The sequence below is a fragment of the Acetobacterium fimetarium genome (assembly GCF_014284475.1).
Taxonomy (GTDB): Bacteria; Bacillota; Clostridia; order Eubacteriales; family Eubacteriaceae; genus Acetobacterium; species Acetobacterium fimetarium.
The window spans coordinates 1-16,743 of the sequence record NZ_WJBC01000035.1; the positions used below are offsets into that span (position 1 = coordinate 1).

Annotated in this window: 19 protein-coding genes; 15 read left to right on the forward strand and 4 right to left on the reverse strand. The window is 43.6% G+C overall.

Annotated elements, in window-relative coordinates:
* Both GH808_RS15215 and GH808_RS14150 read left to right on the forward strand, forming a co-directional pair.
* Positions 1-205 (forward strand): hypothetical protein (locus GH808_RS15215; RefSeq protein WP_207722352.1); only part of this gene is annotated, 205 nt, incomplete at its 5' end.
* Between the two features lie 134 nt (positions 206-339).
* Entirely contained in the window at positions 340-975 is a 636-nt protein-coding gene (locus tag GH808_RS14150; protein ID WP_186843441.1) for a GyrI-like domain-containing protein, read from the forward strand.
* Between the two features lie 25 nt (positions 976-1,000).
* Here the strand turns inward: GH808_RS14150 and GH808_RS14155 are convergent, their stop codons facing one another.
* Positions 1,001-1,165 (reverse strand): hypothetical protein, encoded by a 165-nt coding sequence (locus tag GH808_RS14155; RefSeq protein ID WP_186843442.1) that lies wholly within the window; start codon positions 1,163-1,165, stop codon positions 1,001-1,003.
* 218 nt (positions 1,166-1,383) lie between these two features.
* On the opposite strand from GH808_RS14155, the gene GH808_RS14160 reads away from it, so the two are divergent.
* From GH808_RS14160 to ilvC, 3 genes are all read left to right on the forward strand, one after another.
* Positions 1,384-2,085 (forward strand): alpha/beta hydrolase, encoded by a 702-nt coding sequence (locus tag GH808_RS14160; protein ID WP_186843443.1) that lies wholly within the window; start codon positions 1,384-1,386, stop codon positions 2,083-2,085.
* 72 nt (positions 2,086-2,157) lie between these two features.
* Positions 2,158-3,057 (forward strand): LysR family transcriptional regulator, encoded by a 900-nt coding sequence (locus GH808_RS14165; RefSeq protein WP_186843444.1) that lies wholly within the window; start codon positions 2,158-2,160, stop codon positions 3,055-3,057.
* A 107-nt stretch (positions 3,058-3,164) separates the two neighbouring features.
* Positions 3,165-4,187, forward strand: a complete 1,023-nt coding sequence (gene ilvC, locus GH808_RS14170) for a ketol-acid reductoisomerase (protein WP_186843445.1) — start codon at positions 3,165-3,167, stop codon at positions 4,185-4,187.
* 150 nt (positions 4,188-4,337) lie between these two features.
* Here the strand turns inward: ilvC and GH808_RS14175 are convergent, their stop codons facing one another.
* Positions 4,338-5,414, reverse strand: a complete 1,077-nt coding sequence (locus tag GH808_RS14175) for an alpha/beta fold hydrolase (RefSeq protein ID WP_311135790.1) — start codon at positions 5,412-5,414, stop codon at positions 4,338-4,340.
* Positions 5,404-5,871 (reverse strand): helix-turn-helix domain-containing protein, encoded by a 468-nt coding sequence (locus GH808_RS14180; RefSeq protein ID WP_186843446.1) that lies wholly within the window; start codon positions 5,869-5,871, stop codon positions 5,404-5,406. Before GH808_RS14180 ends, GH808_RS14175 begins: the two co-directional genes overlap by 11 nt.
* A 182-nt stretch (positions 5,872-6,053) precedes the next feature.
* On the opposite strand from GH808_RS14180, the gene GH808_RS14185 reads away from it, so the two are divergent.
* From GH808_RS14185 to GH808_RS14205, 5 genes are all read left to right on the forward strand, one after another.
* Positions 6,054-6,875, forward strand: a complete 822-nt coding sequence (locus GH808_RS14185) for a pentapeptide repeat-containing protein (RefSeq protein WP_186843447.1) — start codon at positions 6,054-6,056, stop codon at positions 6,873-6,875.
* Positions 6,876-6,948: 73 nt separating this feature from the next.
* Positions 6,949-7,536: a dienelactone hydrolase family protein gene (locus GH808_RS14190; RefSeq protein ID WP_186843448.1), complete on the forward strand. Its 588-nt coding sequence runs from the start codon at positions 6,949-6,951 to the stop codon at positions 7,534-7,536.
* A 65-nt stretch (positions 7,537-7,601) separates the two neighbouring features.
* Positions 7,602-8,369 (forward strand): EFR1 family ferrodoxin, encoded by a 768-nt coding sequence (locus tag GH808_RS14195; protein WP_186843449.1) that lies wholly within the window; start codon positions 7,602-7,604, stop codon positions 8,367-8,369.
* Between the two features lie 417 nt (positions 8,370-8,786).
* Entirely contained in the window at positions 8,787-9,797 is a 1,011-nt protein-coding gene (locus GH808_RS14200; RefSeq protein WP_186843450.1) for a uroporphyrinogen decarboxylase family protein, read from the forward strand.
* A 256-nt stretch (positions 9,798-10,053) separates the two neighbouring features.
* Entirely contained in the window at positions 10,054-10,959 is a 906-nt protein-coding gene (locus tag GH808_RS14205; RefSeq protein ID WP_186843451.1) for an AraC family transcriptional regulator, read from the forward strand.
* A 113-nt stretch (positions 10,960-11,072) separates the two neighbouring features.
* Here GH808_RS14205 and GH808_RS14210 read toward each other — a convergent pair whose 3' ends face one another.
* Entirely contained in the window at positions 11,073-11,288 is a 216-nt protein-coding gene (locus GH808_RS14210; protein ID WP_186843452.1) for a hypothetical protein, read from the reverse strand.
* A 307-nt stretch (positions 11,289-11,595) separates the two neighbouring features.
* Between GH808_RS14210 and GH808_RS14215 the strand changes: the two genes are divergently transcribed.
* From GH808_RS14215 to GH808_RS14235, 5 genes are all read left to right on the forward strand, one after another.
* A complete protein-coding gene (locus GH808_RS14215) occupies positions 11,596-12,483 on the forward strand; it encodes a fructose bisphosphate aldolase (RefSeq protein ID WP_186843453.1) in 888 nt (295 codons plus the stop codon).
* 188 nt (positions 12,484-12,671) lie between these two features.
* Positions 12,672-13,970 carry an MFS transporter gene (locus GH808_RS14220; RefSeq protein ID WP_186843454.1) on the forward strand — a complete coding sequence of 433 codons (1,299 nt, stop codon included), beginning with the start codon at positions 12,672-12,674 and terminating at the stop codon, positions 13,968-13,970.
* Positions 13,971-14,003: 33 nt separating this feature from the next.
* Positions 14,004-14,822: a glycerophosphodiester phosphodiesterase family protein gene (locus tag GH808_RS14225; RefSeq protein WP_186843455.1), complete on the forward strand. Its 819-nt coding sequence runs from the start codon at positions 14,004-14,006 to the stop codon at positions 14,820-14,822.
* Positions 14,823-15,036: 214 nt separating this feature from the next.
* Positions 15,037-15,276, forward strand: coding sequence for a hypothetical protein (locus tag GH808_RS14230; protein WP_186843456.1), 240 nt, complete (start codon positions 15,037-15,039; stop codon positions 15,274-15,276).
* 252 nt (positions 15,277-15,528) lie between these two features.
* Entirely contained in the window at positions 15,529-16,374 is an 846-nt protein-coding gene (locus GH808_RS14235) for an alpha/beta hydrolase (protein ID WP_243166233.1), read from the forward strand.
* Positions 16,375-16,743: the final 369 nt, after the last annotated feature.

Sequence of the window (16,743 nt, forward strand, 5' to 3'; positions counted from 1 at the left end):
TTGGGTGCATTTTTCTGTCAACTTCTGTTTTTCAGAAGCTGCAGATGGTGTTGTTGTAAAGTCTCAGCTGAATTTTCAAGCTGGGAAAGTTGAGATATTTATTAAAAGCTGTTTTTTATTTATCTCCATTGTAACTGCCAAATGTTACAGAAGTTTGATAGATAAGTTAAAATTGTGTGAATCTTTTGAAAAGAAAAATAACTGAAGTTTTAAAAATAATCTCAAAAAGGCGTATAATGAAATAAAAAAAGCGGAGGTTATTATAGAACTTAAAAATGTCGAATTTTAAGATGATTGATAGCAGTACGCTGATTGCGGTTACCGAGAGGAGAGGATACGATGGCATTTGATTTTAAAAAAGAATACAAAGAATTTTATCTGCCTAAGAACAAACCAGAGCTTGTAACGGTTCCAGAGGTCAATTATATTGCGGTGCGTGGAAAAGGTGACCCGAACGAAGAAGGCGGAGCCTATCAGCAGGCAATGAGTATTTTATATGCGGTAGCGTATACGCTGAAAATGAGCTATAAAAGCGAATACAAGATCGAAGGATTTTTTGAGTATGTTGTGCCACCTTTGGAGGGCTTCTGGTGGCAGGATTATGTCGCGGGTGTGGATTATTCTGATAAGTCCACATTCAACTGGATTTCAGTGATTCGGCTGCCTGGTTTTATTACAAAGAAGGATTTTGATTGGGCGGTTAACACCGCCTCAAAAAAGAAAAAGCTGGACTGCTCATTAGCAGAGTACCTAACAGTTGAAGAAGGGCTTTGTGTACAAATAATGCATTTTGGTCCGTTCGATGATGAGCCTGAAACTGTAGCATTAATGGATGCGTACCTGGCCGAGCAGGGGTACGAAAATGATTTTACCGATAATCGCCGCCATCATGAGATTTATATGTCTGATGCCAGGAAGGTGGTGCCGGAAAAACTGAAAACAGTAATCAGGCACCCCATTAAAAAATTGGCTTAAAGGCCTTGGGCTGTAATTTGCTTGATCACTGTTCTTTGATCCAGCAGCGACTGCAGGTCAGACAGGCCCGCGTGCCGAAATCATAACAGACCCGGCTTTTTGGGGAATCCGGCGCGTCTTTGAATTCAATCAACAGCAATTCCTTTTGGATCTTCCTGATCAAATCTACTTTTTGTTTTTTCTTATTCATAAGAATGGCCTCCTATTATCAATCCTACATCGAGGTTTTATCCAGCTGTTTCATTGACGAAATTTTACCCAAAAGTGCCAGCAATGGCTGTGATAATTGTCACATTTTTGATATAATTAAGCTTATTACAAACGTGGCTTTATTCCTGAAGAATAAAAGACGGTTTTCGGAGGGCGAGTGTATCTGTCTAATTTTGACCAGTCAGAGATGGGGGAACGATGGAAAAGTGTAAAATAAATATTGAGAATATTCCGGCGGCCCTCTATGGACATTCATCCGATCGCGTTTATTTGTTTGTCCATGGGCAGGGTGGAAATAAGGAAGAGGCACAAAGCTTTGCTGAAATTGTAGCCAAAAAAGGCTGGCAGGTACTGGGAATCGATTTACCTGAGCATGGGGAAAGAAAAACAGCAGCCGAATGGCTGGTGCCCTGGGTTGTGCTACCGGAACTGCAGACTGTCTGGCGGTATCTTGAGACGCATTGGGAGCGGATTGCGCTTAGGGCAAACAGTATTGGCGCGTGGTTTTCGATGTTGGCTTTTCAGGAGCAACCGCTTGAACAGAGTCTGTTTGTGTCACCGATTCTCGATATGGAAGGCCTAATCAAGAATATGATGCAGTGGGCCGGGGTGACCGCAGAAAGACTGGCAGCAGAAAAGACGATTCAAACAACATTTGGGCAGACCCTGTCCTGGGAGTATTTTGTTTACGCCCAACAGCATCCCATTACACAGTGGCATGATGGGACGAAAATTCTGTATGGCAGTGAGGATAATCTGACCGAACGTGGGATTGTTGATGCTTTTGCCAACCGGTTCGAGTGTGATCTGAAAGTCATGGATCATGGCGAACATTGGTTTCATACTGAAGCCCAGCTAGCGTTTCTGCGTGAATGGGAGCAACAGAACAGTTTGATATGATTTGTCAGTATTGGAAAAGAAAGCGGAATTGAAAGAAAAAGTTCTTGGCTTTGGAGCAAAGGGAGTGATCGAATGAACGAACGGAATCTGTTGTGTTTTATTACGGTTTATCGGTTGGGAAATATTCACCGTGCGGCGGAAGAATTATATCTTTCGGCACAAGCAGTCAGCAAAATTATCAACCGTTTGGAACAGGAATTGGGCGAACCGCTTTTTATTCGGACCAGGGATGGCTTATGTCCCACACCTTTTGCAGACCAGTTAAAAGAACGGGCGGATATTATCCTGGATCAATATGTTAAAATCCGGGAAGATTTTTTGGACTGCTCCGAACATAAGGTCGTTGTCTTGCGAATTGCATCGACGTATGCGGTTCTGAAATACTTGACCCTGGATTTTCTCAAAGGATTTTATGATAAATACCCGAATGTTCGTTTGAATTTTGTCGAATATCCGGAATATCCGATTTATGAAATGTTGAAAAAGGGGCGGCTGGATCTGGCGTTTCTTCCGGATCCGATCGATGTGAGCCGATTTGAACTGCGATTCTGTTTTTGTCATAAATACTGTGCGGTCATGCATGAGAATCATCCATTGGCGAAAAAGAAGGTGTTGGAATTCAAGGATCTGAACAACATTCCGCTGGCCTTGAAGGGGCGCGAGTATGCTTTTTTTCCGGCCAATATAAGCCGTTTTGCCAAAGGTGGATTGATTCCGGAAATCCGGATTGAAACAAGTGATGACTCGCTGATTGTTGAAGCGGCAAAAAAAGACTGGTGTGTGGGAATTACCGCAGATTATCTGGCAAGAGAATATGCGGATGATCATACGGCGATCCGGCCTTTTTCGGACGAAACCTTTGTGCGCAATATTTTTCTCGTCTGGAGAAAGGAACAGAAACTGACGCGCAGTGCAGAATGTTTTATTGGGTATACCAAGGAATGGGTGGAAAATGGCATCAATAAAAAGTAGATGCGCAAGTAAAAAAGGTTGATGGCAAACAGACTCCTGAAGCGATATAATGGCACGAAATAAAGAAACAAAGCGTTTAGTGATTATGTTTCTAAGGAGGAATTGTTGTGGCAGCAAAAATATTTTATCAGGAAGATTGCAATCTCAGTTTACTGGATGGGAAAGCGATTGCGATTATCGGATATGGTTCACAGGGGCATGCGCATGCCCTTAACTTAAGGGATTCCGGATGTCATGTCATTGTGGGTTTGTATGAAGGGTCCAAATCGTGGAAAGTAGCGGAAAATCAGGGCTTTGAAGTCTTTACGGCAGCTGAGGCCGCGAAAAGAGCGGATATCATCATGATCCTGATTAATGATGAAAAACAGAAAAAACTGTATCAGGAGAGCATCGAACCGAATCTTTCAGAGGGAAAGATGTTGATGTTTGCTCATGGCTTCAATATTCATTTTGGCTGCATTGCGCCGCCAAAGAATGTGGATGTGACCATGATTGCGCCAAAGGCACCGGGACATACGGTAAGAAGTGAATATCTGGCGGGTAAAGGAACGCCCTGTCTGGTTGCAGTGGAACAGGATTATACGGGAATGGCGCAGGAAATGGCCCTGGCGTATGCGCTGGCAATTGGTGGAGCACGGGCCGGCGTTCTGGAAACGACTTTCAAAATTGAAACAGAAACCGATCTGTTTGGCGAACAGGCAGTTCTTTGCGGCGGAGTCTGCCAACTGATGCAGGCCGGATTTGAAACCCTGGTTGAAGCAGGCTACGATTCAAGAAATGCCTACTTTGAATGCATTCACGAAATGAAACTGATCGTTGATCTGATCTACCAGAGCGGTTTTGCGGGAATGCGTTATTCCATTTCCAACACGGCAGAATTCGGTGATTACATTACCGGACCCAAGGTTATTACGAAAGAAACAAAGCAGACGATGAAAAATATTTTATCCGATATCCAGGATGGGACATTTGCAAAAGATTTCCTTTTGGACATGTCGGATGCTGGCGGACAGGCTCATTTTAAAGCCATGCGAAGAATGCATGCAGAGCATCCCGCAGAAAAAGTTGGCGAAGAAATCCGTCAGCTCTATAGCTGGAACGATGAAGCCGAGAAGCTGTTAAATAATTAAGAGATATACTCACGTTCAGATCGCAAAGTGGTCAGTTTTAAAAAGATTATGACGTGAAAACAACTGCAACGGGGGCGTTTCGCGGGTATTGCTAGAATACCGTGCGAAACGTCCCCGTTTTATGTTTATACTGCGGATCGATGAAGCGGATCAGTTCGTTTCTTGGCGCAGCTGTTCCAAGGCAGCAAGAAAGGCATCCGGATGCTCATAGTGGATATCATGGCCGGATTTGATGGTAATGGTATCACAATGGGCAAGGCAAGCCTGAACTTTTCTGGCATCATCATCGGTATTGGCCGCATACAAAACGCCGTCCTTACCGTAATTGGTTTCAGCTTTCAGATAAACGGTCGGGCACTGAATTGTTTTGAGCATCGTTTCCTGATCGATGCCCTTAATCCAGGAGCCGTCATAAAAGGTTTCGCCAAAGGCCAGATCATAGTTATCGAAGGAATTCATCAGCCGCAGCCAGGAATAGGGAATCCAGAAGATTCTTGGCCCCTGATCCGGGTGCTCGTTACGGAACGTTTCAACGGCTTGCGCCACCTTGTCTTTCAGTCCGCCGAAAAGAGAAACCATATAACCATTTTTAAAATAATAGACCTCAAAATCCGTTTCCTCCGTCTGGTTAAGAAAGCTGTGGATGGTGACGAAGGTATCTTTCCAGGCAAAGCAGGCATTGCCTTCCTGCATTTCCTCGGGCGTTACTTCAAAGAGCGGGGGATCTTCGAGCAGGACGCCGTTAACCCATGCCGGGGCATTGGCACCGAGCCAGGCTGCCAGAACGCCGCCGGAAGAATGACCCGAGACAAAACATTTTTCCCCGATTGTCTGCTCCATAAAGCCGATCAGCGCCTGGCCGTTTGCGGCGCAGGAATACAGGGCCGGATCATGACTGGACTGACCATGGCCAAAGCAATCCACCGCAAAGACGTGATAACTTTTCGACAACTCCGGCAAAACCGCAGCGTAATCCTCCCATGAGACGCCCTGACCGTGGATCAGCAGCAGGGCAGGGCCATTGTCCGGACCTTCGCCGTAGTTGAGGACAGAACCATCAGCCAGGCTGGCTTTTTTTTCGCTGAATCCGGCGGCCAGGGTTTGGCTTTGATACCGCTCATCGAGCGGATGTAAATTGCGGTAGAAAAAACAACCGAGGGCGCCAGCGACGCAGACGACCAGAAAAGCCAAAACAATGAGTAAAATATACATTTTTTTAATCTTCACTTTCTTTATCCTTACTCGCTTTATGGGAATAATCCAAACTCTGTTTGACAAATTCAAACTGGTTGATGAACTGATTGGCGTCAATCAGTGCGAGCCCGCCCTGGTTTTCATCACCGAGAATCAGCAGGCTGTCCCCGGGACTGATCTGAAAAATTTCCCGAGCTTTTTTGGGAATGACAATTTGGCCCCGCTCACCAACCGTGACGGTTCCAAAAACATGTTTGCCTCTCGGCGGCAGCGGCAACCCGGCTGTCTCGGAGCCGTTGACAAGGGTATCGAGGGAGATCTGATAAAGCTGAGCCAACGCGATGCATTTATTCATATCCGGTAAGCTTTCGCCGTTTTCCCATTTGGCGACGGCCTGCCGGGAAACCGCGATTTTTTCCGCAACCTCTTCCTGGGTGTATTGATGCTGTTTTCGCAGCAGTTGTAAATTCATATTAATCATATTTTTCATATTTTCACCACCTGCACTTATTTTAACAGGTTTTTAAAACCATGGCTATCAATTGCGGTTAACATAAAGGCACAAAAAATGTCAGCGCTGGTTGCACAGCCGCCGTCTAAAGGAAAAAATGATTTCAAACAAGAAGCCAATGATGGTAAAATGAAAGCGTATATAAAGACAGGTGGTAAACGATGATGAAAAACAACAACAGCTATGCGGATTTGGAAGCGGCGCTGCGAATTGATTGCGAAAAATGCAGCGGGTTATGCTGTGTGGCCTTATACTGCATGAAAACCGACGGGTTTCCCGAAAATAAGGAAGCGGGGGTGCCGTGCCGACATCTCAGGCCGGATTTTCGCTGTTCGATCCATGCGCTATTGGAAAAGAAAAAGATGAAAGGCTGCCTGGCTTACGATTGCTTTGGCGCCGGACAAAAAGTGACTCAAATTTATGGCAATGAAAACTGGCAAACCCATCCGGACAAGGCCAGTGAAATTTTTCAGACCTTTATGATCGTGCGAAAGCTCTATCAGATGGCCTGGTATTTATTGGAAGCCTGGTCTGTGGTTGCTGATGAGCACTTCAGCGCGGCGATCGCTGCGCTGCTGGCAGAGAATCTGCAAATAACGGCCGGCGCTCCCGCGGCAATGCGGTTGGCCGATATCGCTGATTATCAAACCCGGGTGAATCAGGTGTTGAAGAAGAGCAGTGCTCAACTGGTCGCGAAGTCTTCCGGCCAGACAAATCGCAAAGATTTTTTAGGCAAGAATTTCAAAAAAACCAATCTGGATGGTCAGGATTTCAGCATGGCGCTGCTGATTGCAGCGAATCTTACTGGCTGCAGTCTGAGGCGGAGCAATTTTCTCGGTGCGGATCTGCGCGATGCAAACATCAAAGACACCGATTTGAGGGAGGCTGTTTTTCTGACTCAAATGCAGATCAATGCGGCTCAGGGAAATGGGAAAACGCAGCTTCCGCCCCGTTTGTTACGGCCATCCAATTGGCCTGACTAGTAGCATAAAAGGAGAGATAACTGATGTTTGATGAAAACCGCTACAAGTATGATAAAGAGCTGTGAAGAAGCCGATGGAGAACAATAAAAACCAGGATGTGATTATCCTGCTCCATGAAATCTACGGCCTTAATCCGTTTATCAATGATCTCGGTGAGGATTACCGGAAACAGGGCTTTGATGTCGTTTGTCCCAACCTTTTGCAGCGCGACTGCTTTTCTTATGCCGAAGCGCCGGAGGCCTACCGCTATTTTATCACGGAGGTAGGCTTTGATGCATATCAGGACGTTGTCCGGCTGATTGTCCAGTTAAAGAAAACTTACCGGCAGGTGTTTGTCATGGGCTTCAGTGTTGGGGCAACTATCGCCTGGCGTTGCAGTGAAAGCCATGATTGTGATGGCGTGATTGGCTTTTATGGCTCGCGAATCCGCGATTATCTGGATCTTGTGCCGGTGTGCCCAGTGCTTCTGCTGTTCGCCGAGCCGGATTCCTTCGATGTGCTGGCGGTCATCCGGCAAGTCCGCAACAAACCAATGGTCACAACGCAGTTATTTGCGGCAGCGCATGGCTATATGGATCAAAACTCGAGTGCCTATGATCAAAATCAGGCGCAAAAATCAAGGGCCGCTGTGCAGGCGTTTTTTAAAATGGGCACAATATAAAAAATGTCGCTGATGCATACATTTTATTGGATTCTAAACATCCCCATTTTACAAAAGGAGATTTTATGCTAACACTTTACTTTTCAGGAACTGGAAATACAAAATTCATTGCAGAGCACTTTTCGCAGACGCTGGGGGCCGAATGCCATTCGATTGAGGAAGAAATTGATTTTAGTGAAAAGATCGCGGCGGCAGAGACGATTGCTGTTTGCTACCCGATTTATGGTTCCTGTGTGCCGAGAATCATGCGGGATTTTGCTGAAGAATACCGGTCGGCTTTCGATGGAAAAAACCTGATTATCCTCAGTAGCCAGCTGATGTTTTCTGGCGATGGTGCTCGAGTATTCACAGAATTGCTGGAAGGAATCAGCTTTAATATTCTTTATGCGGAACATTTTAACATGCCCAATAATATATGTAATTTATTTCTGTTTCCGATAGCTAGTCCGGAAAAGATAGAACGATATGTAAAAAAGGCGAAGCAGCGGCTTGCCAGATCATGCAAAAATATCCAAAATGGCATCGTAAAAAAACGTGGCTTCAATCCTGTTTCGAAATACCTGGGTTTATTGACGCAGCGATTTTATTTTCCTGATTTTGAAAAGAAGGCTGAAAATGATGTCCGGATTACGGCTGATTGCGTTGCCTGTGGAAAGTGTGTAAAAATCTGTCCAATGAATAATCTGGAGCGAATTGAGGATAAGATTGAACAAAATGGAAATTGCACGCTTTGTTATCGATGTGTCAACGCATGTCCCCAAAAAGCAATTACGGTTCTTCTGCATGCAGAAGTTAAAAAGCAGTATCCTGGGTTAACCAAGCAGTCTTTATAACAAAAAACTCACTGCGGTGATGGGAAAGTTTGCGGTCCAGAGGATGATGAAAAAAGAAAAGACGAGCATACCAATATAAGGAAATGATATCGGCCGAGTTTGGAAATTAAATATATGTAAAAAAGCCAAAAAATACATAGCGCGTATTGACGCTTTAATTTTCAAAAAACAGGGATAAGTTTTATCTATCTGCGCTCTTATCACAATAAATCTTGCTGCTTTACATGTAAAGTAAAGCTTGAAATTAGAAAAAACTGGTGGTATAATTGATTTTACAATATTTGTCCGCGTATAAATATTGTAAAATCAATACAAATTGTGAAAACAGCAGTCGATCTGGTTTTTGAGTGATTGTGGATGGTGCTGCGAACAGTAAGAATTGGTATTGGAGTAATAATTGTTTAGGAGGCAATGATTATGTTAACGAAAAAACAAAACTTATTGGAAACGATTAACGGTGGAAATCCTGACCGATTTGTCAATCAGTATGAAGCTTTTGTATGTACTGACGCAATTTATGGTATGATCATGGGAGATCCGATTTCAGCCCAGGGAGCGTTCCCGATGCCTGGTGGTGAGCCGGCAAAAAATGCTTGGGGAATTACCTTTGCATGGCCGGCCGGGACTCCAGGACCATTTCCTGTACACGATGCAGAACACAAAGTGCTTAAGGATATCACCAAATGGCGAGAAACCGTAAAAGCACCTAAAACTGATTTCCCGCCGGAAGCATGGGAGCCATTTCTGCCGGCAGTCCAGGCAATTGACCGTAACGAAGTTTTCGCTACGGCATTTGTAGCTCCTGGTGTCTTTGAACAATGCCACCATTTAATGGGTATGGAAGATTGCCTGATGGGTTTCTATGAAGAACCGGAAGAAATGCATGCGCTCATTGACTACATTACAGAATACGAATTGCGATATGCAGCTGAATTGGTCAAATATTATAAGCCCAACTGTATCTTCCATCATGACGATTGGGGCAGCTCCCTGAATTCGTTCATGGCACCAGATATGTTTGAAGAATTTATTGTCCCAGCTTACAAAAAAATATACGGATTCTATAAAGAAAATGGCGTTGAGCTGATTGTCCATCACAGCGACTCTTACGCCGCAAATTTAGTACCGCTAATGATTGAAATGGGAATCGATATCTGGCAAGGCTGTATTTCATCCAATAATGTTCCGGAACTTATTAAAAAGTATGGCGGACAGATTTCTTTCATGGGAGATATCGATAATTCGCTGATTGACAACGAGGCGTGGACCCAGGAAAGCGTTGGCGCTGAAGTGCGAAATGCTGTAAAGCGTTGCGGAAAACACTATTACATTCCATGTATCACCCAAGGTGGACCAGGCAGTGTATATCCCGGCGTATACGAAGCAATTACGAAAGAAATCAATCAAATAAATAAGGAAATGATTTAGTTTGTATCGTCGGAAGAACAGCGGCGAAAAGAAATAACATGTTAAGTATGAGCATCAGGGGCTTTTGCAAAATTTAGTTGCAAAAGCCTTTTTTGCGCAATGAGTCGCGTGGAAACAAATTGAAACAGATTGGTTCTTTAATTCGAGTGCCAGCAAAGCAGTGCTTAAGGTTTATAAAATCAATTATTTAAACAACAAGAACGGTCAAGAATTGATGAACTCATTATGATAATCTCTATGTATCGGAGGTGAGAGGATGGATAAAACAAATTCATTGCGTGTGGTTCAAATGCTGCAGGAATACATTGAGGAAAATCTGCAAACCGCAATAACCTTGAAAGAGCTGGCCGATTATTCCGGTTATTCACCGTGGCATATCGGTCACATGTTTAAGGAAGTATCCGGTAAAAGTCCATATGAATATATTCGCCTGAGAAGATTGACAAGGGCGGCCCTTGTCATGCGAGATGAAAACAAAAAAGTGATCGACGTCGCACTTGATTTCGTTTTTGACAGTCAGGAAGGCTTTACCAGAGCATTTACAAAAGAGTTTGGAATTTCTCCATACAAGTATCATAAACAGACGCCACCGATCAAACTTTTTCTGCCTCAAAAAGTTTATGATACTTACCGAGCAATGTATTATGTTTATCAGAATGAAGAAAGGATGGTCAAAACCATGAAAACTGTATTTGTTCAAATTATTGAAAGGCCGGAAAGAAAATGCCTTATTAAAAGAGGAATCGAGGCAGCAGAATATTTTAAGTATTGTGAAGAAGTGGGCTGTGATATCTGGAATGTTCTAACAAGTGTCAAGGAAGCCCTATATGAACCGATCGGGATGTGGCTGCCGGAAAACCTGCGAGACAACGGATCAGAATATGTTCAGGGGGTCGAACTGCCACTGGATTATAACAAGGCAATTCCTGACGGATATGAGCTGATTGTGCTGCCGCCATGCACGATGATGGTGTTCCAGGGAGAGCCGTATGATGATGAAAAGTTTGCTGAGGCAATCGGGGAAATATGGAAACACATCGATAAATTCAATCCGGAATTGTATGGTTATAAATGGGCACCCGCGGATGGGCCAAGATTTCAGCTGGCACCAATGGGATATCGGGGATATATTGAAGCGCGACCGGTAAAAAAAATAAGCTGATAAAAAACACACGTCGGGATGGCACCGTAACCGGATTTACGGACCATGCTCGACGTGTGCGGTTGACCTTTAGTATTAAATTCTTTTTTATATTAGTGTATTCGAACGTAGAATCAGTCGCTGTATCGGCCCTTTCTTCCTTTTATCTGATAAAAGGAAGTCTGATTTTCAGTCCAGCCAAGCTTTCTTTTTAAAGCAGCCTCGTCTTTCAATGCTTCTTCTGGCGTGTGTCTAACTTCACCTTTATGTGTTATGCCATACATTGTTATAATGGCAATCCAGCCATTTTCTTTTTCATCAAAATATACGGAACTGCAATTATTGATCATTTTTTCCTCCCGTTATTGCAAAAAGTTGAGATATGCAATTTTCTTTCGGTCTTCACTTATAATTTTCGACACGATATTAATATTATAAACTTATTTTCCTGCTTTTTACAAGATAGTTTGAGAAATTATAAAAATGATATAATAAATCTGATCGTGGTATCAACGGTATGTTACCTGTCCATGCATCACCCCGGTCCTATCAATCGCGGTCGAACCGTTCTCGGCAACAAAGTTTTGAGAGGTGATGCCAAAAGCTTTGAAAAGGTGTATAATAAAACATGGACATATAATAAGCGGAGGTGTATTTATGAATATGTTACAGTTGGAACGAATGAAAAATGATAACGGATTTATTGCGGCGCTTGATCAAAGCGGCGGCAGCACACCAAAGGCACTTGCAAGTTATGGCATTCCCAAAGAAGCTTATGCTGATGAAGCTGAGATGTTTCAAATGGTTCATGAAATGCGTTCAAGAATTATGAAAAGCCCAGCTTTTACCAAAGAAAGAATTCTTGCGGCGATTTTATTTGAAAAAACAATGGATTTAAAAGTGGATGGAAAATACAGTGCGGATTATCTTTGGGAAGCAAAAGGAATCCTGCCAATTCTAAAAGTGGATAAGGGATTATTGGATTTGGAGAATGGAGTTCAATTAATGAAAACGATTCCTGATCTTGATGCCTTGCTGGCCCGTGCAAAAGAACGCCATATCTTTGGCACAAAAATGCGTTCAGTCATAAAAGAAGCGAATAAAACCGGTATCAAGGCCATTGTAGATCAACAGTTTGAAATTGGCAAAGCCATCGCAGCGGCCGGTTTTATGCCTATTTTAGAGCCGGAGATCGATATTCATATGGCCAATAAACAAGCGGCAGAAGCCATTCTCAAACAGGAAATAATCGAACACCTGAAAGCGTTGGATGCGAACTGTCAGGTGATGTTTAAACTGACTATTCCTGAGGTGGATAATTTTTATGAAGAGATCATCCAGCATACCAATGTCGCAAGAGTTGTTGCTCTTTCCGGCGGGTATTCCCGAAAAGAGGCAAATGAAAAACTCGCAAAGAATCATAAACTGATTGCAAGTTTCTCAAGAGCCCTGACCGAAGGGTTGAATGTTGACCAAAGTGAGGAAGCATTTAACAATCTGTTAGATGAATCGATCCAATCGATTTACGACGCATCAATCATGTAAATAATATAAACAAAGGCGGCAGGCAAGTCCATTATTTGGAATTTTGTTTGTCGCCTTTTTGCATTTAGAAGTCAAGATGAATATAATGATTAGTAAATTTATGAAGATTTATTAAAGATTTGCTGAGATGATTGATTAAAGAAACGTCAGATGCTATACTTTTTTTAAAAGAAAGAAGGAGCGTGTTGATGAAGCTGGATTACCGCCTCACCGTTTTGGTAGGACTTGGATTTATGACTATTAGTGCATTTTGGAGCTTGTACGATTTTGTGATTCCACTCATTATGTTGAAAGCTTTTGAACTGGGTGATACCATGGCTGGGGTCGTGATGTCCTTTGACAATGTGCTGGCTCTTTTCATGCTGCCCTTGTTCGGTATGCTTTCTGATAACACCAATACCAAAATGGGCAGAAGAATGCCCTATATTCTGGGTGGCACGGCAATGGCGGTGGTATCCATGCTTTTGATTCCCTACGCGGTAATGGAAAATAAGATCGGCTTGTTTATTGCAGCCCTGGCACTGGCCCTTCTAGCAATGGCTTTTTACCGATCACCGGCAGTTGCCCTGATGCCGGATGTTACACCCAAACCCCTGAGATCAAAGGGAAATGCCGTCATCAATCTGATGGGAGCGTTTGGGGGGATTATGGTTCTGGGGATGATGGCGGTTTTTGCTCCGAGCAAAGACAATAACAACTACTGGCCGCTTTTTCTTGCCACGGCCGGTATTATGATTATTGGGGTTGTTGTTTTAAAATTAACGGTGAATGAACCGGAAGCGGTTAAAAAAATGCGTAAGGACAGTGCCGCCATGGGGATCGATGTGGAGGAAGCAAAGAATGATGACCAAACGCTGGTGACCCATGAAAAACTTCCCAAGGCGTATAAAAAAAGTCTGATTTTCATCCTCTTATCGGTGTCGTTGTGGTTTATGGGTTATAATGCTGTCACCTCAGCTTTTTCTAAATATGCACTGGTTGCCCTGGATATGAAAGAATCCCAGTCCGCATTAATATTGCTGGTGGCCAGTATTGCAGCAATTATTTCGTTTATACCAGTGGGGATTATATCATCCCGGCTGGGGCGCAAAAAGATAATACTCATGGGGGTGGTTGTTCTGGGAACGGTGTTTGCGACAGCCAGCTTTTATACCACCTTCAATCCGGTGCTGTTTGTATCTTTTGCCCTGGCAGGTGTTGCCTGGGCTGCCATTAACGTCAATTCCCTGCCGATGGTTCTTGAAATGTCAAAAGGCGCCAATGTAGGCCGCTACACCGGGTATTATTACACCGCTTCAATGGCTGCTCAGGTCATCACCCCCATTGTTTCCGGAGCACTTCTTGAGCATCTCGGTTATCAAACCCTGATGCCATATGGGGCCATGTTTGTGGGATTGGCATTTTTAACCATGATGATGGTGCAGCATGGTGATTCAAAGCCCATTGCCCCCCGATCCAAGCTGGAGGTCTTTGATGTGGTGGATTGATCAGACCGATTATAGCAAAACAGGAGGCAGGAGATGATGCTCTTTATCATAATTGCGATCATTTTATTGCTGTTGTTTCTTTTTTATCTCTTTATCATTGCACCAGATAAACTGCCAACTGATTCAGATGTGAGACTCTGGCAGAACAGCTATGCGCATCGAGGGCTTCATCAGAAGGATAAATCGGTTCCGGAAAATTCGATGACGGCCTTTGCCAAAGCCATTGAGGCTGGATATGGAATGGAACTGGATATCAATCTCACCGCCGACGGAAAAGTCGCGGTTTTTCACGATGCCAGTCTGCTCCGGGTCTGCGGTGTCGATAAACTGCTTGCTGATTGTACCGAAGAGGAGCTTTCTGACTATCGGCTTGAAAATACCAGTGAAGGCATTCCCTGGCTGGAAGACGTGCTCAAGCTGGTGGATGGCAGGGTTCCCATAATTATCGAACTGAAAAACACAAAAAACTGGCAGCGACTCTGTGTAAAAGCGGCGGAACTGCTCAGTGATTATTCGGGATCTTATTGTATCGAATCTTTTCATCCGGGGATTGTCAGGTGGTTTTATAAAAACCGGCCCCAGGTGGTAAGAGGTCAGCTATCGGCCGACCATCAAAGCTTTGAAGGCGTGCCGCTCTGGCAAGGCGTGCTGATTGCTTCCATTATAACAAATGTGGCATCTCGACCGCATTTCATCGCTTATAACCACGAAGACGCCCGGCATCGAATCGGCCTTCGGTTTTTTAGTTTATTGGGCGGGAAACTGGCTGGCTGGACAGTCAGGGATACCGACAATAGCGAAGATTGTATGAATCGTTTTGATGTGATCATTTTTGAGTATTTTGAACCATGAGTTCGGATGATGGCGAAAAACAAGTTGGTGCGGACAATTTATAATCGATAAAATCAAGGCTTCACAGACAGCTTGCTTGTCAGGAAGCTTTTTTTGTGGAAAAAACGGACTGTTTTCATACCGCAAAGCAGCCAATGACTAGTTAAAGATGAACAGTTGATAAAAAATTGATAAATAGCTGCTAGAATAAAAACAGGAATGGGAGGCTGATCAGATGCAAAGCAAAATTTTAATCGTAGGGACAAACAGATGCTTACCGTTCAGACCAGGAGTGAACATATCGATCGCCTGGATTCCCGCGGTCATCACCTCAACAATGTGCGGCGACGCATTGGGTATCGAGCAATATACTGTGGCCATATGGGTGTTTGGCCTGACGGCTGTCATCAGTTTGATGGGTTTGCTGTTCTACAAAAAAATCAGCCGGATCGCTGGCGAGAAGAATGCGGAGTAAAGAGTTCTGGAATTTTATTCAATAGCATGTGAACATCAGAGTCCATTGACAGAGCCTTGTTTTGGCAATATACTTGAGATAACGAAGCAAACGGATAGGCCATGGAAACATGACAAACAATTAGTCATGACGGACGAAGAAACGTTTCAGCGTCATGTATGGGGGATACAATTGAGCAAATATAATATCCATAGCGACTTTAAAAAATATCAAAACATGAAAACACCTTTATCTCCGAGGCTTTTACCTTTGATGAATGGAGTCATTGAGAAAAGCTTCAATAAAAGGAAGCCGGATGAAGGTGTGCGTGAAATCAGAAGAACAATTCCCGGCTATCATAATGAACCGATTGGGATAATAATTTATGAACCGGAGGATACTGACGGGGTATTACCCGGTCTTATTTATCTGCATGGCGGTGCCTTTGTCCTGAAGTCGGCAGCATTCCATAAGCATTTAGTCTGTCAGTATGCATTAAGAACACCGTGTAAAGTGGTTTTTGTCGATTATCGGCTGGCACCGAAACATACTTACCCGGTTGGGGTTGAAGATTGTTTTGCTGTTCTGGAGTGGATCGATCAAAACGCGGAAGGAGTCGGTATTGATTCCGATAAAATTGCAATCGGCGGAGATAGCGCCGGTGGGGCACTTGCTGCTGCTGTCTGCCTGATGGCGCGTGACCGAATTGCACCGAAAATCTGCTTTCAGATGCTCGTCTATCCGGTCACCGATGCCCGGCAGATTACAGAGTCTGTCAAAGAATTTGTCGATACCCCTCTTTGGAATGCCAAACTGAATCAGAAAATGTGGCAGCTCTACCTTGGGCAGGGAATCCATTCAAATAAAGAATATGCGTCCCCCATGGAAGCTATTTCTTTAGCAAACCTGCCGGGTGCCTATATTGAAGTTGCCGAATTTGACTGTTTGCGGGACGAAGGGATAAATTTTGCTGAAGCGTTGAAAAAAAACGGCATTCATGTTGAGTTGAATCGGACTATCGGAACCATTCATGGTTTTGAAATCGCAGAAGACAGTGAAATCGTGCGTCAGAGTGTCAAAAAACGGGTTGCGGCATTGAAAAATGCTTTTGCTGACTAAAAAAGTCTATGATACTTACCGAGCAATGAAATTTGTTTATCAGAATGAAGATCCGTTTGAAGGTAAAAGCACCATGTCATTTTACTGCATTCCTGATAAATCTCAAAAAACAAAGGATTACAAGCATATATTACGCTTTTTGTTTTTTCGTTTCATTGCCGGCATTTTTTTCGAGAGCATAAATAGGTTGTGTAAGTATTTATAATTGGCATTTCGAGTAAAATTATTAAAGTATAATAGTTGATTAGGGTGTCAAAAGTATTTTCACCCCATTAATAATTCTCTCCAACTGAGGGTTGACTTCTGGTAAAATAGATACAGAATCAAAAGCAGTGGAGGCTACAAAACGATGTCATTTAAGACCAACAA